Raw genomic sequence first — 18029 nt, 5'->3', positions numbered from 1 at the left:
CAGACTGAGGAGGTGATCGTCTTCGCCTGCCCCGGACAGGGTTCTCAGACCCCCGGCTTCCTGACTCCCTGGCTCGAACTCGACGGCGTCGCCGACGATCTCGCCGCATACTCCGACGCCGCCGAGGTGGATCTGATCCAGCACGGCACCGTCTCCGATGCCGACACGATCCGCGACACCCGCATCGCGCAGCCGCTCATCGTCGCCGCCTCGCTCATCGCCGGCAAGGCGCTGCGGGACCAGGTCGGCCGCGACCCCGACGGCATCGCCGGACATTCGGTGGGCGAGCTCGCCGCCCTCGTGGGGGCGGGCGTCGTGTCCGCCGTCGAGGCGATGCGCCTGGTCGGCATCCGCGGGCGGGCGATGGCCGATGCCGCCGCGGCGACGCCCACGGGCATGAGTGCCGTCGTGGGCGGCGACGAGGAGGCCGTCCTCGCGCTGCTCGCCGAGCTCGGGCTCACTCCCGCGAACTACAACGGTGGCGGTCAGATCGTGGCCGCCGGGGCTCTGCCCGCCCTCGCCGCACTCGCCGACGCCCCCGTCCGGGGGTCCCGGGTGATCCCGCTGCAGGTCGCGGGCGCGTTCCACACGGCGTACATGGCCCCGGCCGTCGAAGCGCTTCGCGCCGCGGTCGCCGACGTCGCCCCCGCGGATCCGCGGATCCCGCTCTGGACCAACAAGGACGGCTCGGTCCTCACCGACGGCGCCACCGCCCTCGCGAACCTCGTGAGCCAGGTCTCCTCCCCCGTGCGATGGGACCTGTGCATGGCGTCCTTCGCCGAGCACGGGATCACCGGTCTCGTCGAGCTGACGCCGGCCGGAGCGCTCACCGGGCTGGCCAAGCGCGGCCTGCGCGGGGTCCCCGCCGTCGCGGTGAAGGGCCCGGAAGACCTTGCTGCAGCCGTCGCGCTGCTGCAGAACGGAGAAGTCGCATGACCACGCTCAAGCAGGCCACGGGGCCGGCGCACACCCGGATCTACTCCGTCGGCGCGGCGCGCGGCGAGAACGCCGTGCCCAACGAGGACCTGATCGGCCCGATCGACTCGAGCGACGAATGGATCCGCCAGCGCACGGGCATCATCACCCGCACGAGGGCCGTGCCCGAGACCGACGCGATCGACCTGTCCACCGCCGCGGCGACGGAGGCCATCGAGAAGTCGGGGATCGCCCCCTCCGACATCGATCTCGTCATCGTCGCGACGATCAGCAACCCCAAGCAGACCCCGTCGGTCTCCGCGATCGTCGCCGACCGCGTGGGCGCGAACCCGGCGGCAGCGTACGACCTCAACGCCGCGTGCGCGGGCTACGCCTACGCGGTCGCCCAGGCGGACGCGCTCATCCGGGCGGGCGCCGCGCGATACGCCCTCGTGATCGGCGCGGAGAAGCTCTCCGACGTCGTCGATCCGACCGATCGGAGCATCTCCTTCCTGCTCGGCGATGGCGCGGGGGCGGTCGTGATCGGTCCGAGCGACACGCCCGGCATCTCCGCGACCGTGTGGGGGTCGGACGGATCCAAGTCCGACGCCGTCGGGATGAACCACACCCTCACCGAGTTCCGTGACGGCCTGGCTCCCTGGCCGACGCTGCGTCAGGACGGCCCGACGGTCTTCCGCTGGGCGGTCTGGGAGATGGCGAAGGTCGCGAAGAAGGTGCTCGAGGAAGCCGGGATCGAGGCCTCGGACCTCGCCGCGTTCATCCCGCACCAGGCGAACATGCGCATCGTCGACGAGTTCGCGAAGCAGTTGAAGCTGCCCGAGACGACCGTCATCGCGCGCGACATCGCCACGACGGGGAACACCTCGGCCGCCTCGATCCCGCTGGCCACCCACCGCCTGCTCCAGGAGCACCCGGAGCTGAGCGGTGGCCTCGCCCTGCAGATCGGCTTCGGCGCCGGACTCGTGTTCGGCGCGCAGGTCGTCGTCCTGCCGTGACCGCGCGGGGCGCGCCTGGTTCGGGCGGCGGCGCCTCCTAGACTGTTCTCCGGTTCCGAAACCATCCCATAGAAAGAGGAAATCATGGCTTTCAGCAACGACGAGGTCCTCGCCGGCCTTGCAGAGCTCATCACCGACGAGACCGGCATCGACGCGTCCGAGGTCGCTCTGGAGAAGTCTTTCACCGACGACCTGGACATCGACTCCATCTCCATGATGACGATCGTCGTCAACGCGGAGGAGAAGTTCGGCGTGACCATCCCCGACGACGAGGTCAAGAACCTCAAGACCGTCGGTGACGCCGTGAACTTCATCGTCGCCGGCCAGGAGTGACACCTGTGGATGCCACCCCCGCACCCGCGGGGCGTGGCATCCTCCGCCTCCCCCTTTCACGGACTCCTGATCTCCGACGCCGCCGCGGCACCGTCGCAGGATCCGCGCACACCCCCTCCCTGAGAAGGAACCACGCATGACCAAGCGCATCGTCGTCACCGGCATCGGCGCCACGTCCGCCCTGGGCGGCACCGCCCCGGAGAACTGGGCGAACCTGCTCGCCGGTGTCTCCGGCACGCACACCCTCACGCACGACTGGGTCGCCGAGCACCAGCTCCCCGTGACCTTCGCCGCAGAGGCGTCGGTGCGCCCGGAAGAGGTCCTGCCGCGGCACGAGGCCAAGCGCCTCGACCCGTCCGTGCAGTTCGCCCTCATCGCCGCGCGCGAGGCATGGGAGGACGCGGGATCCCCCGAGGTCGCCCCGGAGCGCCTCGGCATCGACTGGGCGACGGGGATCGGCGGCCTGTGGACCCTGCTCGACGCCTGGGACACGCTGCGGGAGAAGGGTCCCCGCCGCGTCATGCCGCTGACGGTTCCGATGCTCATGCCGAACGCCGGCGCGGGCAACCTCTCGCTGCACTTCGGCGCCAAGGCCTACGCCCGCACGGTCGTAAGCGCCTGCGCCTCGAGCACGGAGTCGATCGCGAACGCCTACGAGCACCTGCAGGACGGTCTCGCCGACGTGGTGATCGCCGGAGGCGCGGAGTCCGCGATCCACCCGATCACGATGGCCGCGTTCGCCTCCGCGCAGGCGTTGTCGCGCCGCAACGACGATCCGGAGCACGCCTCCCGCCCCGGTGCGATCGACCGTGACGGCTTCGTCATGGGCGAGGGCGGGGCGGCCCTCGTGCTGGAGACGTTGGAGCACGCCCTGGCCCGCGGGGCGAAGATCTACGCCGAGATCGTGGGCGGCGGCGTCTCCGCCGATGCGTACCACATCACGGCCAATGACCCCAGCGGAGCGGGAGCCACCCGCGCCGTGGAGCAGGCCCTCGCCCAGGCGGGGGTCCGGCCCGACGAGGTCACGCACATCAACGCGCACGCCACCTCGACGCCGGTCGGCGACCCCAACGAGTACGAGGCGCTCAAAAGCGTCTTCGGCCCGCGGATCGACGAGATCCCGGTCTCGGCGACCAAGGCGTCGACCGGGCACCTGCTCGGCGGAACCGGCGCGCTCGAGGCGGTCTTCACGATCCTCGCGCTGCGCGACCGTGTGGCACCGCCCACGATCAACATGACCGAGCCGGATCCGGCGGTGCCGTTCAAGCTGTCCGTCGAACCGCAGCCGCTCGGCGAGGGCCCTCAGATCGCGATCAGCAACTCGTTCGGCTTCGGTGGTCACAACGCTGTCGTGGCGTTCCGCTCCTACGACGACTGAACCCTGCGCGAGATCGCCCCGACGGCTCCGTTCTCGGAGCCGTCGGGGCGATCCCCTCTCTTCGGTTGTGATCTTCTGTTGTTCTCTCCGGTGACGGACCGGGGATTCGCTTTCTCGGGTTCCGGGACCCTGCCCTCCGACCCCCGATAGTCGCGCCTCCTCCGATCCTCGTCCCTTCGTGTCGCGCCCCGCCTGAGGGACGGAACGCGACACGAGTCCTCGACCTACCCGACCTTGTGCAGCCAGACGACGCGCGCGTCGTCGCCGGCGTGCCGGAACGGCTCCAGCTCCTCGTCCCATGCCGCGCCGAGAGCCACGTCCAGCTCGCGCTGCAGCTCCGCGATGCTCCCGGCCGAGATCTCCATCGCGTAGCGGATCCGGTCCTCACCGACGACGACGTTTCCCGCCGCATCGGTCTGCGCGTAATGCACGCCCAGATCGGGCGTGTGCAACCAGCGCCCGCCGTCGCTGCGCGGTGTGGGGTCCTCGGTGACCTCGAAACGCAGGTGCTCCCAGCCGCGGATCGCGGTCGCGAGCGCGGCACCGGTACCCACCGGGCCGTCCCAGTAGAACTCCGCCCGCCGCGCGCCGTCGAGCACGGGCTGCTCCGTCCATTCGAAGTTGACGGCGCGCCCGATGGCGCGGCCGACCGCCCACTCCAGGTGCGGGCAGAGCGCGCGCGGTGCGGAGTGGATGTACACCACTCCACGTGCTTGTGCTGTCGCCATGGTCTTCTCCGTTTCATCAGGTGCGTCTTCCCCTACGACCTGATCCGCGAAGCACGGCGTCTATGCGTTTATGCGCCCCATTCTCACCGATGAGCGCCCGAATCACAAGTGTGTAACTTGATTCCCCTCCGCCCCGCTGCTCCACGCCCAGGCGCGGGATGGTGCCCAGCGCAGCGATGGGGCCCCTCCGTCACGCTGGTTCGGGCCTGGCGGGCCGCCCGAAGAGCGGCGAGACTGCGTGACGGAAGGGCCCATCGAGGAGGGGACGGACCCCGTGCGGAGCGAACTCGGGAGGCTTACGCCTCGCTCATAGCGATCTTCTCCTGCTGACCCTTGGCGGCGTAGTAGGCGGCACGGGCGGCGTCCCGGCGCGCCTGCTCCTCGTAGCCGGCGTCGAGGATCTCCTGGGCGACCTCGTAGTTCTCGACGTCCTGGGTCCCGTGGTACTTCTCGATGTACGCGTCCAGCTCCGGGCCGGACGTCCACGACGTGATGAGGCAGTACCGCGGCTCGGTGCCGTTGTGGGTGGCGGCGTGCCAGAGGCGCTGGGTGTCGACGATCAACTGGGCGCCGGCGGGGAGCGCGATGCGGTACTCGACGCTCGGGTCGGTGCGGTTCTCGCGCAGGACGAAGTAGCTGTCCTTGTCGTCGGTGAGGTTGAAGAAGCCGCGCACGACCCAGCCGGTGCCGTCGGGGTTCAGGCGGTTGTTGTCGTCCTGGTGCAGGTTGTAGAGGCACTCGCCGTAGGGCGTCGGCTGCAGCTCGATGACGCGGCAGCGGCCCACGTTCGCGCCCGGCTCCTGCGCGCGGCGCGTGAGGTTGGGGGCCTTGGCGGTCTGCGACTCGATCCAGACGCCGTCCTTGTCCGTGCGCGGGGGCACGTGGTTCCAGAAGCCGTTGCACTCGATCTCGCCCTTGGCCGAGGCGAGCGGCGCGAAGCGGGTGTCGCCCGAGGACTTCCAGTCGTTGTACTCGATGTCGAGCCACTCCTTGGGGTCGAGCTCCTGGTTGTAGCTGTCGAGGACGACGAAGCCCTTGTCCTCGAGGGCGGCGGACTTGATGTATGCCATGAGCGAGTCATGTCCTTTCATAAGGGGCCAGCACGTTTTAACAGGCCCTTCTTAGGACAGCCTAACATCGAGGGGTCGGAGCGCTCCGGAGGGGCGCCGTGAATAACCATGCGGCCTCCGACCCCGCAAATAGACTGGTCTCGCACGCCACCGATCCGAGGAGCAGCACAGCAGCATGAGCACGGCCACGAACGTCGAGGCAACCGCGGTCAGCACGATCGAGTGGCTCTCCGAGGACTCCACCACGATCGTGGTCCCGGTCTATCAGCGGCAGTACCGCTGGGACATCGGCGGATGCGAGAAGCTGCTCTCGGACATCCGCGCCGTCGCCGCCGAGGACGACACGCACCGGCACTTCATCGGTTCGATCCTCTCCGCGGAGGACCACGCGCACCCCGACGCCGACCTCATCCTCATCGACGGCCAGCAGCGGATCACGACCCTCATGCTGCTGATCGCGGCGCTGCACCACTCGGTGCGCGACGCGGATCCGGATCTCGCCGAAGAGCTCGGTCGAGTCCTCGTCCGCGCCGACGATCCCGGGCGCACGCGCCTGCGTCCGCACGAGGCGTGGGCGCACCTGTTCGAGTCCGTCGTGCTGGACCGGCGTGAGGACCTCGACCGGGAATCGCGCTTCGACGACAACTACGCCTTCTTCCGCTCGCAGGTGCACCCGGAGGAGGCGGCGGACATCTGGCGCGGGCTGAAGCGCCTCGAACACGTCTCGATCACGCTCGGGGCCGCGGCCAGCGCCCAGCAGATCTTCGAGAGCCTGAACTCCACGGGCGAACCGCTGCGCGATCACGAGCTGATCCACAACTACGTGCTCATGGGCCTCTCCCATGCCGAGCAGGAGCGGGTGGAGAACGACTACTGGCTGCCCATCGAACGCAACACCGGCGAGGCGATCGGAGCCTTCTGGCGGCATCTGCTCATCATGGCCACGGGGCGGGAGGTCACGGTCGACGGCGAGCACGGCGTCTATGGCGCGTTCCGGCGGGAGTTCCCCTTCACCGGCCTCGACGATCTGCACCGTCACGCGCGCGGGTGGCGCGAGTTCTCGGAGCTCTATCGCGTGCTGCTGGATCCGTCCCGCGAAGAGGACCCCGAGATCCGGCGCCAGCTCGCATACGTCAACACGTTCGGACGCTCGACCTATCCGCTCGTGCTCCGCGCGTACCGCGACTATCAGCAAGGGGCGATCGACAAGGACGAGCTGATCCTGACGCTCGAACGCATCCAGTCGCTGCTCCTGCGCCGCGCGATCGTGGGCGTGCCGAACGAGCGTCTGATCGCCCGGCTGTGCCGCGCGCGCGTGGAGGGCTCGGACGCGCTGCGCCGGGCCTTCACCCGGATCACCCCGTCGGACGAGCGGGTGCGCGTCGCGCTCAAGTTCACCGATCTCCCGCACGCGGCGTACGTGCTCGGCCGGATCCAGCAGGTCGCGGATCCGTCCGGCTTCGACGTGGAGCACCTCGTACCGCCGATGCCCCACGACGGCTGGACCGGCGATGGCGTGCGCGCCTGGAACGACTACACCGAGGACGAGCAGAACAGCCACCGCGCTCTCGCCGGCACGCTCGGGAATCTGACCCTGCTCGAACAACCGCTCGCCGAGCGGGTGTACGGGGCGTCGTTCCCCGACAAGCGCGAGGTCTATCGCCGCAGCGCCGTCGCCGAGAACGCGACGCTCGCCGGCCTCGACGCGTGGGGCACCGCCGCGATCGCCGAGCGCACCGCCGCGCTCACCGACGCGTTCGTGCAGATCTGGCGACGCCCCGACCTGGGGGAGATCGACGACGACGGGCTGACGCCGATCCTCGACGCGGTCCGGCGCCGCGGCTTCCCGACCGGCTGGGAGCGCGAGTTCGACTACGTCGAGTACCGCGGAGAGCACTGGGAGGTCTACGACGTCAAGTACCTCTTCAACCGGGTGTTCCGGCGCGGCTGGACCGACACGCGCGAGGCACTCCTCGCGTACAGCGCCGAGCACGGCGGCCCGATCTATGAGGCGAAGGCGTGGAAGGGCCAGTGGGACGATCTCGACGAGGACCACTTCCTCTACATGGGCTGGGACTCGAAGTACATGATGGGCGCGATCCAGGGACTGCTGGAACGGTCCGGACTCGCCGCAGAAGTGTTCGTGAAGTACTCCTACATCGGGAATGTGATGTGATGGCCGTGATCGCGAAGCCGGTGCTGCGCCGCCGGATGATGGACCTGGTGCTCGAAGAGCACACGCTGACCGTGCCGCTGGTCTGGTCGGATCCCACGGATCCGCGGACGATCGACGTGTTCGCCTCCGTCGTGACCCGCCCCGGAGGCGAGGACCTGCCCTATCTCGTGTTCCTGCAGGGCGGTCCGGGATCGGAGGCGCCCCGGGCGTTCCACAGCCCCGGCTCGCCGTCCTGGCTGGACCAGGCCCTCGCCGAGTACCGGGTCGTGATGCTCGATCAGCGGGGCACCGGTCGTTCGACCCCCGTGGGAGACGGGATTCTCGAGAACGGCACGGAGGCGGTCGCAGAGCATCTCACCCACCTCCGTGCCGACGCGATCGTGCGCGACTGCGAGGCGATGCGGGAACACCTCGGCGCAGCGACCTGGAACGTGCTCGGCCAGTCGTTCGGAGGGTTCACGACGCTCGCCTATCTCTCGACCGATGCCTCCTCCCTGGATCGCGTCTACATCACGGGCGGGCTGAGCACGCTCACCCGATCCCCCGACGAGGTCTACGCGCTCTGCTACGACAAGATGCGCGCCGCCTCGGAGCGCTATTACCGGCGCTTCCCCGAGCACCGGCATCGGATGCGCCGCCTGGTCGACCTCGCCGACGCGGGAGGGATCGTGCTGCCCAGCGGCGAGGTCGTCTCCCGCTCACGCCTGCGCTCCGCCGGATCCGCGTTGGGGACCGACGACGGCTGGCAGACGCTGTGGCAGCTGCTGGAGCAGGATCCGACGTCGCAGGCCTTCCGCTACGACCTCGCCGCGGCGATGCCGTTCGGCGGGCGCAACCCGCTGTACTTCGTCTTCCACGAGTCGAGCTATGCGAACGGACATGCCACGCGGTGGGCGGCGGAACGCGTGGAGCCCGCCGACTTCGCCGAGGACGCGACGCTCTTCACCGGGGAGCACGTGCGCGAGGAGTGGACGCGCACCGTCCCCGCATTCCAGCCCTGGCGCGATGTGACCCTGGCCCTCGCGGATCACGCGTGGCCGACGATCTACGACCCCGCCGCGGTGGCCTCCTCCGGCGCCCGCGGCGCAGCGAGCGTCTACGTGAACGACGTGTACGTCCCGCTGGAGTATTCGCTGGAGACCGCGGAGCTGCTGCCGGACGTACGGCTCTGGATCACCAACGAGCACGAGCACAACGGCCTGCGCACCGGACGCGTGCTCGAGCGTCTCATCGCGCTCGCCACTGATCGCCGGATCCGCTGAACCTCGGCGGGGACGAGCCGGAATCCGACGCGAGGACGAGAAGAGGGCGACGGCCTGCCCGACCGTCGCCCTCCGGCGCGTCCGCTGGGGACGACGCGCCTCTCCCTCCGCCTGCTGTCAGGGGGTGCGGCGCCCGGTCATGGACCGGATCAGCCAGGCGATCACGGCCAGGACCAGGAGGATCAGACCCACCCAGAGCAGGAAGTTGAGCGACTGCACAAAGCCACCGGTGATGGCCAGGATGATGGCGATCACGACGATGACGATGAAGAGGATGTTCATGACGGACTCCTTCCGTGCCGTTCACGGATGTGAGGGCACGGTTCACGGTATCGAGCGGTACGACCGACGAAGAGGGGCTTGACGCCACGCGGCGTTCTGTGCAGGGTCCAGGAGCACGGCGATATCGGCCCACGAAGCGCCGAGACGGCGCCGAGACCGCGCGCTCGCGGTCGGAGGGGCGCCCGCGCACCGGTATCCTCGGAAGTCCGGGGCGGTGGCCAAGCTGGTGAAGGCAGTGGGCTCATAACCCAACGATCGCGGGTTCAAGTCCCGCCCGCCCCACGTGACGACTGCGGCTCAGTCCGGCTCCGCGCCGCGGTGGGTGCGCGTGTGCTCGCGGTAGATCCGCGCGTTCTCCCTCAGTTTCTGCCGCTCCTCCGCGGTCAGTGCGCGCCGCACCTTCCCGGGGACGCCGGCGACGAGCGAACCGTCGGGCACCTCCGTGCCGCCGAGAACGAGCGCGCCCCCGGCGATGAGGCACTCGGATCCGATCACCGCACCCGACAGCACGACCGCGCCCATGCCGATGAGCGAGCCGTCGCCGATACGGCAGCCGTGCACGACCGCGTTGTGCCCGACGGAGACGTCACGACCGATCCACACGGGGTGTCCCTGATCCACGTGCACCGAGACGTTGTCCTGCACGTTGCTGCCCTCGCCGATCGTGATGGCGTCGGAATCGGCCCGCAGCACCGCGTTGTACCAGACGCTCGATCCCTCCCCGATCGTCACCCCGCCGACGACGCGCGCGCCGGTCGCGAGGAAGGCGGTCTCGTGGATCCGCGGGGTGCGTCCGGGCAGGGACAGGATCGTGGCGTCGTCGCTCATCCTCCGACTCTAACGAGCGCAGGCCCGGTCAGCCGGTCAGACCCATCGCGGCCTTGAGCGCCGCCGTGTACTGCGGGGCGAGGGAATTGGCGAAGGTCACGGTGAGATGGTCCTGATCGCGGTAGATGTTGGCACCGCCCACGACCGTGCGACAGGTCTCGTCGTCGCAGAACACCCGGGTGAAGTCGAGCAGGGTGACGCCCTTCTCCCCCGCCGCGGCCTCCCGCAGCGGGTCCTTCGCGGTGAGCACGTCGGCGCGCGCTCCGACGCAGGCGCTCTGCGCGCGGGTGCGCAGGCACTTGTTCGGATCGGTCTCCCAGACGGGGTTGTCGACGACCGTGACGATCGGCGTCCCCTTCGCGGTCTGCATCCGCCACGCCTCGCGATAGCCCGCGACCGCCGCATCCCTTACGGAGTCGTGTCCCGCCGCCGAATAGGGCGTCGTGGACAGCGCAGCCGTGAAGATCACGTCGAAGTGCTTCTTGTCGAGTTCCTGGGCGACCGCCTGACGGTACTGCGTGCACGCATCGCCGAACGCCCCGCCGGTGCTCAGCGGCGTCGTGTTCCACGGACACGCGCCCTTGAAGTACGTCGTGAGATGCCACCCCTCGCGCTCGGCGATGCCCTGGAAGGTCGTAAGCAGCTGGAAGGCGTGGCTGTCGCCGATGAGCGCGACCTGCTTCGCCGACGGATCCTTCGACCCGAACTCGCACGAGGTCGCCCGGGCGTCGTTGAGCTGGACGAAGCACTCGGACTCGCTCGGACGGTCCACCCCGGCGAAGCCAGGAGCGGGCAGGATCTCGGCCGTCTTCGTCCCCGCGCAGGACGCGTCGAGCACGACCGCGGCGCCGAAGCAGGGAGGCGGATCCGCGCGGAGCTGCGCGATCGCCTGCACGCCCTCGTCGTACGTCGACGCGTTCGCGACCCATCCGCCGCCGGCCACACCGGCGACGACGACCATCGCGGCCAGTGCCGCCCACAGCGAGACCCTGGGACGACGCGCCGTGAGGGGCTTCCAGGTGCGCACCGGATCCTCAACGAAGCGCTTGGTGAGCCAGGCGAGCACGAAGCAGATCGCGACGAGCGCGACACGATGGTAGATCGTGAGCCCCCAGAACGGCACGGAGGGCGCGATGATGATGAGCGGCCAGTGCCACAGATAGAGGCTGTACGAGATGTCTCCCGTGAACCGCATCGGCCGGATGGCGAGAATCCGTGTCGGGTACCACCAGCGATCGGTGTTGGAGGCGGCGATCACGGCGCCCGCCGCGAGCGTGGGAAGGGCGGCCATGTAGCCGGGGAACGGCGTCTGCCCGTCGAAGCGGTAGATCACGACCAGCAGCACGATGATGCCGAGCCAGCCGAGCACGAAGCTCCCGACCGCGTTGCGGATCCGCAGTCGCGGGACGAGCGCGAGCAGCGCACCGACCCCGAACTGCCACATCCGACCGAACGTCACGAAGTAGGCCGGCGCGGGATTGGTCAGGGTGAAGACGACGCAGAAGACGAAGGACGCGATGGAGACCACGCCGATCGCCACGGCGGCGGCGCGCAGGCGCGACCCGCGGAAGAACTTGACCGCGATCCATGCCGCCAGCAGCATGATGAGCGGCCAGAGCATGTAGAACTGCTCCTCGAGCGAGAGCGACCAGTAGTGCTGCACCATGGTCGGGTCGCCCGAGTGGGCGAGGTAGTCGGCGGAGTCGAGGGCGAGATACCAGTTCTCCACGTAGAACGTCGAGGCGACGATCTCCTTGAGCTCGGCCGGGAGCTGCGAGAGCGGGGAGAGCACGGGGATCGCCGCGACGATCGCGCAGAACAGCAGCACGAGCAGCGAGGCGGGCAGCAGGCGACGGGCACGTCGGGCCCAGAACTGCCCGAGCTTCACCGAGCCCGTGGATGTCAGCTCACGGGCCAGATGCGCGGTGATGAGGAAGCCCGAGATGACGAAGAAGATGTCGACGCCGACATACCCGCCGGTGAGCCTGCCCGGCCAGAAGTGGTAGAGCACGACCGCGAGCACGGCGATCGCGCGCAGACCCTGCACGTGCGGGATGAAGCCGGAGCCGACCTTGGCCGCCGCGGACGTACGGGAGCCGCGCAGCGCCGCTCGGGAGATGTTGCCTGCAGATGCCACCAGACGAACCTATCCCGGATCCCTGTTCCGGCCCGATCGCCCACGCGGACCCGCGCGGCCGAGGTCTGAGGCGAGGCTCACCGAAACAGCCCGTGACCTGCGAGTTAGCGTTGCCTCAGCTTGCTTGCGGAACAAAACCTGCCGAGTAACGTTGAGGTAAGCCACACGTTCCGACGACTCGAGGAGACTCCATGAGCAATGCTGAGACCACCACCGCCACCTCCGTCGACCCGACCGTCGCCGCGGGGGCGGCCCAGTTCCTGACTCCTGTCGTGCTCGGCCTCGAAGCCCTCACGGTCAACGGCAAGCAGGCGCACTGGCACGTGCGCGGGGCCAACTTCGTGGGCGTGCACGAGCTGCTCGACACGATCGTGGAGCACGCCGGCGACTTCGCCGACACCGCCGCGGAGCGCATCGTCGCCCTCGGCCTGCCGATCGATGCCCGCCTGTCGACGGTCGCCGAGAAGGTCGGCGCCACCCACGTCCCCGCCGGCTTCACGAAGTCGGACGAGCTCGTCCGGGCCGTGATCGCGGACATCGACGAGGTCATCGCCCACGTCAAGGCCGCTGTCGAGGGCCTCGACGAGATCGACCTCACCAGCCAGGACGTCGCGATCGAGATCCAGCGCGGCCTCGAGAAGGACCGCTGGTTCCTCGTGTCGCACATCGCGGCCTGACCCGTTCGAAGGCGCCCGACCGCAGCGGTCGGGCGCCTTCGTCGTCTCCGGCGAGGTTCAGCCCAGGTGCGTCAGCCGTCCGCCGACCAGCGTCGCCCGGACGGGCATGCGACGCAGGGTGGCGGCATCGGCGGCGGACGGATCCGCGTCGACGAGCACGAGGTCGGCCGCGCCGCCGGGCAGGACGTCCGCCTCTCCGGTCGTCCCGCCGTGCGTGCTGGCCGCGATCGCCGTCGCCGCATCCAGACGCTCCTCCGGACGCCACGGCGCACGACCGTCGTCCGTGCGGTGCACGGCGGCGGAGATCGCGTGCCAGGGATCGAGCGCGGCGACCGGGGCGTCGGATCCGAAACGGAGCGTGGCCCCGGCGCGATGCAGGGATGCCAGCGGATACACGAGCGCCGTCTGATCCGCCCAGAGCTCGTCGGCCGCATCGCGATCGTCGAGGGCGTGCTGCGGCTGGACGCTCGCCGCGACCCCCAGTCGGGCGAACCGCGCGAGGTCGCCGTGCCGCACGAGCTGAGCGTGCTCGATCGTGCCCCGCGCCCCCGTGAGCGTGAACGCGTCGAGCGCCGCGGTCACGGCGGTGTCGCCGATCGCGTGCAGCGCGATCCCGAGTCCCGCACCCGTCGCGCGCAGCAGGAGCTCCTGCAACCGCGCCGGCGACACGGTCATCACGCCGTGGTTGTGCGGGTCGTCGGCGTAGCCGTGGCTCACGGCGGCGGTGCGCGTGCCCAGGGAACCGTCCGAGATGATCTTCAGCGGCCCCATCCGGACGAGACCGTGCGGATCCTCGGGGATCGGGTCCCCCGTCACGAGGCCTTCGGAGATCGCGCGATCCAGATCGTGCGGGTAGACCGCGAACTCGACCCGGTGGCTGTCGAAGCCCGCCCCGAGCCGGCGCGCCCACGCCTCGGCGTTCCAGGCCATGTCGAAGTCGACGAGTCCGACCACTCCCCGCGCGGCGGCACGGCGCGCCGCTGCGGCCACGGCGGCGTCGGCGACGCCGTGATCGGCCGCGTTGAGTCGACGGGAGATCTCGAACGCATCCTCCTCGCGGAGCACTCCGTCGGTCGGCGCCGCGAACCCCTCCCGACGGAAGGCCGCGCCGTTCATCCACACGCTGTGCACGTCGGCGTTGATGAGGTAGGTCGGGGTCTCACCGGTGCGCTCGTCGAGCATCGCGAGGTCAGGGCGGTCCCCCCAGCGCACGTCCCGGAATCCCGCTCCGACGCGGCGTCCGTCCCCGAGAACCGGCGCCCCGGCCATGAGCGCGGCCGCCTCCGCGGCGCTGCCGGCGCCTGAGAGGTCGACGCGCTGCGCCGCGAGCGCCCATTGCACGGTGTGCACGTGATGATCCCAGAGCCCGGGGAGCAGCCAGGCGCCGTCTCCGTCGAGCGTCTCCCCCTCGACACGCAGCGCGCCGGCAGGCGCGACGTCGGCGATCCGCCCCGCCTGCACCGTCACGTCGACGGGACCGTCGATCGCCAGCAGACGCCGGGCGCCGGTGGCGATGCGCGCACCCCGGATGACCGTGACATCCGACCCGATCCCCGCGGTCACGCCCCGATCCCCCGCGCAGCGAGGCGGGCGTCGTGCGCGCGCTGCATCTCGTCGGCCAACCTGCCGTCAGCGTAGACGCCGTCGCCCCGCAGATTCAGGATGACGTTCTCGATCACGTCGTCGGCCTTGTTCTGGCTGAGCTTGCGCTTGGCGACGACCCGGGTGGGCGTCAATCGGAAGCCGATCGTCCCCGCCTCCATCCGTCGGACGAACGCCTCGTCGTTCGGGGGCGTCCACATGCCACGCGGGTCGTCCCGGGGCGCCTCGAAGTGCGCGACGAGGTGGTCGAGCACGCGCAGGTTCTCCGCGGAGTCCAGCAGCTGCGGGACGCCGGAGAGGTGCACGGCGACGTAGTTCCACGTGGGTACCGCGGCGACGTCGCCGTACCAGCCCGGGGAGATGTAGCCGTGAGGCCCCTGGAAGACGACCAGCAGCTCCTGCTCCCCCAGCCCGAGCACGAGATCATCGGGACGTCCGACGTGCGCCACGATCGACAGGTCGTCACGATCGGGGTCGAGCAGCACCGCGTAGTGCGAGGCCGTCATGCCGTCCGCGTCCCGCCCGACGAGCGTCGCCCAGGGGTTCTCCGCGATCACGCGGCGGATCTCGGCGAGATCGGTGAGGGCGAAGCTCGGGTTCTGACGCATGGAACCAGCTTAGGATCCCTCCGCCGCCGAGCTCGTTGAGCCAGGAGGCCGGGGGCGAACGAGACGAGACGTCGCGCTCTCGGAACCGCACCGCGTTTCGTCTCGCTGCGCTCGCTCAACGACCCCGAGGGAAGACTCGCTCAACGACCCCCGGGAAGACCGCGTTTCGTCTCGCTGCGCTCGCTCAACGGCCACAAGGGGGGAAGAGAGACGGGACGCATCGGAGCGGGGCCGAGCGCGCATCGACGCCGTCACGCCTGGCAGCGGGGGCACCAGTACAGCTTGCGGGCGCCGATCTCCTCGAGCACGATGTCCGTGCCGCAGATCCGGCACGGCAGTCCTGCACGGTGGTAGACCCAGTGCCGATCGTCGCGATGCGCCATCGCGGCCCGGTACTGCTCGGGCGTCAGGTCGTCCATGGTCATCATCTGCCCGGTCTCCACGCCGATCGCGAGGAGGCGGACCCAGTCGCGCCAGAGGGCGCGCACGGTCGCCTCCGGCACATCCCGGCCCGGCGTGTGCGGGTTCAGTCGCGCCCGGAACAGCAGTTCCGCGCGGTAGACGTTGCCGATCCCGCTCACCACCGCCTGGTCCATGAGCAGCAGCGCGATCGGAACGCCACGCCGACGCACCGCCGCGACGAAGCGCTCCTCGCCCTCGCCCGCGTCGCCGACGAGGGGATCGGGACCGAGCTTCGCCACCGTCGCCAGCATCTCGTCGGTGGTCTGCAGCACGCAGGCAGTCGGCCCGCGCAGATCGGCGCAGGTCGTGTCGGTCAGCAGCCGCAGCCGCACCTGCCCCACGACCGGAGGCGGCCACTCCGCGCCATCGTCCGCGAGCCCCTTGGTCGCCTCCGACATGCGCACATGCACGCGGGTCCTGCGGGGGGCGCCGATCGAGGACAGCGAGTTCTCGCCCGCGTCGTCCAGGATCGCCGTCTGCTCGCTCAGGTCGGTCCCGCGCTGGTTGGTCTGCCCCATGCGTCCGTTCGCGGAGGCGATCGTCGGATCGACCAGGATCTCTCCGGAGAAGTCCCATGCCCCGTAGAGGCCCAGATGCACACGGAGCCAGAGAGCGCCCTCCGCCTCCAGGAACATCTGCTTGCCGACGGCGTGCACGCTCTCCACCGTGCGGCCGTCGAGGAGCGCGGCGCCCTCGGCGAAGCGTCCCTGAGGACTGGACGCCGCCACGGGCTTCCCGACGAAATTGCTAGCGAACTGCCGCGCGATCCGGTGGACGGAATGGCCCTCGGGCATCAGGCGCGCGGATCCGGGAGCAGCGATCCGTCGCGCTCGAAGTCGGCGATCTGCGCGATCCGACGGACGTGCCGCTCCTCGCCGGAGAACGGGGTAGCGATGAACCGGTCGATGAACGCCGTGACCTCCTCGAAGGTGTGCTGGCGCGCGCCGATCGCGATCACGTTCGCGTCGTTGTGCTCCCGGGCGAGCTCGGCGGTCGCGATGCTCCAGACGAGAGCGGCGCGGATCCCCTCGACCTTGTTCGCCGCGATCTGCTCCCCGTTGCCGGAACCGCCGAACACGACGCCCAGCGCCTCGATACCGGCACGCTGATCGGCGATCGTCGCCTGCGCGGCCCGGATGCAGAACGCGGGGTAGTCGTCCAGTGCGTCGTACTCGATCGGACCGTGGTCGACGACCTCGTGTCCCGCCTCCGCCAGGTGGCGCTGCAGCTTCGTGGAGAACTCGAGACCGGCGTGATCGGTGGCGATGTGGATGCGCATGGGTCAATCCTACGGAGCGCCGACGCGCGCGCAGGTCGCGCGAGGGTCAGGGAGCGATGCCCGCGGCCGCCGGCTTGAACCCGGCCCGCACGTTCTCGCAGCAGCCAGGACGGCACACGTCGAACCAGGGCCCGAGTCCGGTCACGTGCGCCCTCTCGGCGGCCGGCCGCCCCTCCAAGCGTTCCTCGACGAGATCGACGATGCCAGCGACGAACGAGGCGGACACGCCCGGCGTCGGAGTGCGGGCGAACGCGAGCCCGGCCTCGGCCGCGGCGTCTTTGGCCTCGGTGTCCAGATCCCAGAGCACCTCCATGTGGTCGCTGACGAACCCGAGCGGCACGACCGCGACCGCGGTGCGGCCACGGGCGGGGAGCTCCTCGATGACGTCGCAGATGTCCGGCTCGAGCCAGGGCTGCGAGGCGGGACCGGAGCGGGACTGGTAGACGAGCTCCCAGGGCACGTCGGCCGCCGCGGGAAGAAGTTCCGCCACCCGGTGCATGACCCAGGCGGCGACCGCCTCGTGCTGGGCCGCGTACGCGCCGCCGGGACCCCAGTCCGTGTCGCGGGGGCCCGAACGCAGGGCGTCGTCGGTGGGCACGCTGTGGGTGGTGAAGAGCACCTGGATCGCCGCCGGCGAGGCGCCGTCGTCGGTGAACGCCGCGATCGCGTCGCGCACGCCCTCGACGAAGGACTCGACGAAACCGGGGTGATCGAAGAACGGGCGGATCTTGTCGATCGTCACCGTCTCGCCGAGGCCCGTCTCCTCGAGCACGCGTGCGAAGTCCTCGCGGTACTGGCGGCAGCTGGAGAACGAGCTGTAGGCGCTCGTCGCGAACGCGAGGAGGGTCGTGTCGCCCTCCGCGGCGGCTTCGGACACGGCCTCGGTGAGGTACGGCGTCCAGTTGCGGTTGCCCCAGTACACGGGCAGGTCGATGCCGCGCCGGTCCAGCTCGGCTTCCAGGGCCGCCTTGAGCGCCCTGTTCTGCGCGTTGATCGGACTCACGCCGCCGAAGTGCCGGTAGTGGTGCGCGACCTCCTCCAGCCGCTCGTCGGGGATGCCGCGGCCCCGCGTGACGTTCCGCAGGAACGGGATGACGTCCTCCTGACCTTCCGGTCCCCCGAATCCGGCCAGCAGGATGCCGTCGTAGGCGACGGCCGTCTCCACCCAGCGCGGTCCGCAGGCCGCGGCGGGAGAGGCGAAGGGGACGACGGGATCGGCGGAGTCATCACGAGAGGTCACCCGTCCATCCTCTCCCAGATCCACCTTTGCCCGCGC

The 18029-nt window shown here is 70.1% G+C and carries 17 protein-coding genes and 1 tRNA gene; 8 read left to right on the top strand and 10 right to left on the bottom strand.

Annotated elements, in window-relative coordinates; translation table 11 throughout:
* Positions 1-12 precede the first annotated feature (12 nt).
* From Q0P88_RS03340 to Q0P88_RS03325, 4 genes are all read left to right on the top strand, one after another.
* Positions 13-936: an ACP S-malonyltransferase gene (locus Q0P88_RS03340; RefSeq protein ID WP_295011038.1), complete on the top strand. Its 924-nt coding sequence runs from the start codon at positions 13-15 to the stop codon at positions 934-936.
* Positions 933-1931: a beta-ketoacyl-ACP synthase III gene (locus Q0P88_RS03335; RefSeq protein WP_295011036.1), complete on the top strand. Its 999-nt coding sequence runs from the start codon at positions 933-935 to the stop codon at positions 1929-1931. Before Q0P88_RS03340 ends, Q0P88_RS03335 begins: the two co-directional genes overlap by 4 nt.
* Before the next feature lie 84 nt (positions 1932-2015).
* Positions 2016-2264 carry an acyl carrier protein gene (locus Q0P88_RS03330; protein WP_045250084.1) on the top strand — a complete coding sequence of 83 codons (249 nt, stop codon included), beginning with the start codon at positions 2016-2018 and terminating at the stop codon, positions 2262-2264.
* 136 nt (positions 2265-2400) lie between these two features.
* On the top strand, positions 2401-3642 hold the full coding sequence (locus Q0P88_RS03325; RefSeq protein WP_295011033.1) for a beta-ketoacyl synthase: 1242 nt from the start codon (positions 2401-2403) through the stop codon (positions 3640-3642).
* Positions 3643-3866: 224 nt separating this feature from the next.
* Here Q0P88_RS03325 and Q0P88_RS03320 read toward each other — a convergent pair whose 3' ends face one another.
* The gene (locus tag Q0P88_RS03320) at positions 3867-4370 is read right to left on the bottom strand and encodes a DUF3145 domain-containing protein (RefSeq protein WP_295011031.1); all 504 of its coding nucleotides are present in this window, start codon (positions 4368-4370) and stop codon (positions 3867-3869) included.
* Positions 4371-4666: 296 nt separating this feature from the next.
* A complete protein-coding gene (locus Q0P88_RS03315; RefSeq protein ID WP_295011029.1) occupies positions 4667-5440 on the bottom strand; it encodes a hypothetical protein in 774 nt (257 codons plus the stop codon).
* Positions 5441-5615: 175 nt separating this feature from the next.
* Here Q0P88_RS03315 and Q0P88_RS03310 point away from each other — a divergent pair, with 175 nt between their 5' ends.
* Positions 5616-7616, top strand: coding sequence for a DUF262 domain-containing protein (locus Q0P88_RS03310; RefSeq protein WP_295011027.1), 2001 nt, complete (start codon positions 5616-5618; stop codon positions 7614-7616).
* The gene (locus Q0P88_RS03305) at positions 7616-8878 is read left to right on the top strand and encodes an alpha/beta fold hydrolase (RefSeq protein ID WP_295011025.1); all 1263 of its coding nucleotides are present in this window, start codon (positions 7616-7618) and stop codon (positions 8876-8878) included. Before Q0P88_RS03310 ends, Q0P88_RS03305 begins: the two co-directional genes overlap by 1 nt.
* A 117-nt stretch (positions 8879-8995) precedes the next feature.
* Here the strand turns inward: Q0P88_RS03305 and Q0P88_RS03300 are convergent, their stop codons facing one another.
* A complete protein-coding gene (locus Q0P88_RS03300; RefSeq protein ID WP_295011023.1) occupies positions 8996-9160 on the bottom strand; it encodes a hypothetical protein in 165 nt (54 codons plus the stop codon).
* Positions 9161-9368: 208 nt separating this feature from the next.
* Here Q0P88_RS03300 and Q0P88_RS03295 point away from each other — a divergent pair.
* A tRNA-Ile gene (locus Q0P88_RS03295) sits at positions 9369-9442 on the top strand.
* A gap of 15 nt (positions 9443-9457) precedes the next feature.
* On the opposite strand, the gene Q0P88_RS03290 is transcribed toward Q0P88_RS03295, so the two are convergent.
* Both Q0P88_RS03290 and Q0P88_RS03285 read right to left on the bottom strand, forming a co-directional pair.
* On the bottom strand, positions 9458-9988 hold the full coding sequence (locus tag Q0P88_RS03290) for a gamma carbonic anhydrase family protein (RefSeq protein WP_295011021.1): 531 nt from the start codon (positions 9986-9988) through the stop codon (positions 9458-9460).
* Between the two features lie 28 nt (positions 9989-10016).
* The gene (locus Q0P88_RS03285) at positions 10017-12125 is read right to left on the bottom strand and encodes an acyltransferase family protein (protein WP_295011019.1); all 2109 of its coding nucleotides are present in this window, start codon (positions 12123-12125) and stop codon (positions 10017-10019) included.
* A gap of 191 nt (positions 12126-12316) precedes the next feature.
* On the opposite strand from Q0P88_RS03285, the gene Q0P88_RS03280 reads away from it, so the two are divergent.
* On the top strand, positions 12317-12802 hold the full coding sequence (locus tag Q0P88_RS03280) for a Dps family protein (RefSeq protein ID WP_295011017.1): 486 nt from the start codon (positions 12317-12319) through the stop codon (positions 12800-12802).
* Positions 12803-12859: 57 nt separating this feature from the next.
* On the opposite strand, the gene Q0P88_RS03275 is transcribed toward Q0P88_RS03280, so the two are convergent.
* The 5 genes from Q0P88_RS03275 to Q0P88_RS03255 all read right to left on the bottom strand — a co-directional run bounded on the left by Q0P88_RS03275 (position 12860) and on the right by Q0P88_RS03255 (position 17993).
* A complete protein-coding gene (locus Q0P88_RS03275; RefSeq protein WP_295011015.1) occupies positions 12860-14365 on the bottom strand; it encodes an amidohydrolase in 1506 nt (501 codons plus the stop codon).
* Positions 14362-15012 (bottom strand): FMN-binding negative transcriptional regulator, encoded by a 651-nt coding sequence (locus Q0P88_RS03270; RefSeq protein WP_295011013.1) that lies wholly within the window; start codon positions 15010-15012, stop codon positions 14362-14364. Before Q0P88_RS03270 ends, Q0P88_RS03275 begins: the two co-directional genes overlap by 4 nt.
* A 251-nt stretch (positions 15013-15263) precedes the next feature.
* Positions 15264-16268, bottom strand: a complete 1005-nt coding sequence (locus Q0P88_RS03265) for an Fpg/Nei family DNA glycosylase (RefSeq protein WP_295011011.1) — start codon at positions 16266-16268, stop codon at positions 15264-15266.
* On the bottom strand, positions 16268-16753 hold the full coding sequence (locus tag Q0P88_RS03260) for a ribose-5-phosphate isomerase (protein WP_295011010.1): 486 nt from the start codon (positions 16751-16753) through the stop codon (positions 16268-16270). The genes Q0P88_RS03265 and Q0P88_RS03260 overlap by 1 nt, the downstream gene beginning before the upstream one ends.
* A 46-nt stretch (positions 16754-16799) precedes the next feature.
* Positions 16800-17993 carry a ferrochelatase gene (locus Q0P88_RS03255; RefSeq protein WP_295011008.1) on the bottom strand — a complete coding sequence of 398 codons (1194 nt, stop codon included), beginning with the start codon at positions 17991-17993 and terminating at the stop codon, positions 16800-16802.
* Positions 17994-18029: the final 36 nt, after the last annotated feature.

It is taken from the genome of uncultured Microbacterium sp., assembly GCF_945952435.1.
Taxonomy (GTDB): domain Bacteria; phylum Actinomycetota; class Actinomycetes; order Actinomycetales; family Microbacteriaceae; genus Microbacterium.
Note: the sequence above shows the minus strand (reverse complement) of the source record. Positions and strands in the feature narration are given on the sequence as shown.

Bases quoted from the DNA above. Each gene is read 5' to 3' on its own strand.
- Q0P88_RS03335 (WP_295011036.1), top strand. From the start codon at position 933: ATGACCACGCTCAAGCAGGCCACGGGGCCGGCGCACACCCGGATCTAC.
- Q0P88_RS03330 (WP_045250084.1), top strand. From the start codon at position 2,016: ATGGCTTTCAGCAACGACGAGGTCCTCGCCGGCCTTGCAGAGCTCATC.
- Q0P88_RS03325 (WP_295011033.1), top strand. From the start codon at position 2,401: ATGACCAAGCGCATCGTCGTCACCGGCATCGGCGCCACGTCCGCCCTG.
- Q0P88_RS03320 (WP_295011031.1), bottom strand. From the start codon at position 4,370: ATGGCGACAGCACAAGCACGTGGAGTGGTGTACATCCACTCCGCACCG.
- Q0P88_RS03315 (WP_295011029.1), bottom strand. From the start codon at position 5,440: ATGGCATACATCAAGTCCGCCGCCCTCGAGGACAAGGGCTTCGTCGTC.
- Q0P88_RS03310 (WP_295011027.1), top strand. From the start codon at position 5,616: ATGAGCACGGCCACGAACGTCGAGGCAACCGCGGTCAGCACGATCGAG.
- Q0P88_RS03305 (WP_295011025.1), top strand. From the start codon at position 7,616: ATGGCCGTGATCGCGAAGCCGGTGCTGCGCCGCCGGATGATGGACCTG.
- Q0P88_RS03300 (WP_295011023.1), bottom strand. From the start codon at position 9,160: ATGAACATCCTCTTCATCGTCATCGTCGTGATCGCCATCATCCTGGCC.
- Q0P88_RS03290 (WP_295011021.1), bottom strand. From the start codon at position 9,988: ATGAGCGACGACGCCACGATCCTGTCCCTGCCCGGACGCACCCCGCGG.
- Q0P88_RS03280 (WP_295011017.1), top strand. From the start codon at position 12,317: ATGAGCAATGCTGAGACCACCACCGCCACCTCCGTCGACCCGACCGTC.
- Q0P88_RS03270 (WP_295011013.1), bottom strand. From the start codon at position 15,012: ATGCGTCAGAACCCGAGCTTCGCCCTCACCGATCTCGCCGAGATCCGC.
- Q0P88_RS03265 (WP_295011011.1), bottom strand. From the start codon at position 16,268: ATGCCCGAGGGCCATTCCGTCCACCGGATCGCGCGGCAGTTCGCTAGC.
- Q0P88_RS03260 (WP_295011010.1), bottom strand. From the start codon at position 16,753: ATGCGCATCCACATCGCCACCGATCACGCCGGTCTCGAGTTCTCCACG.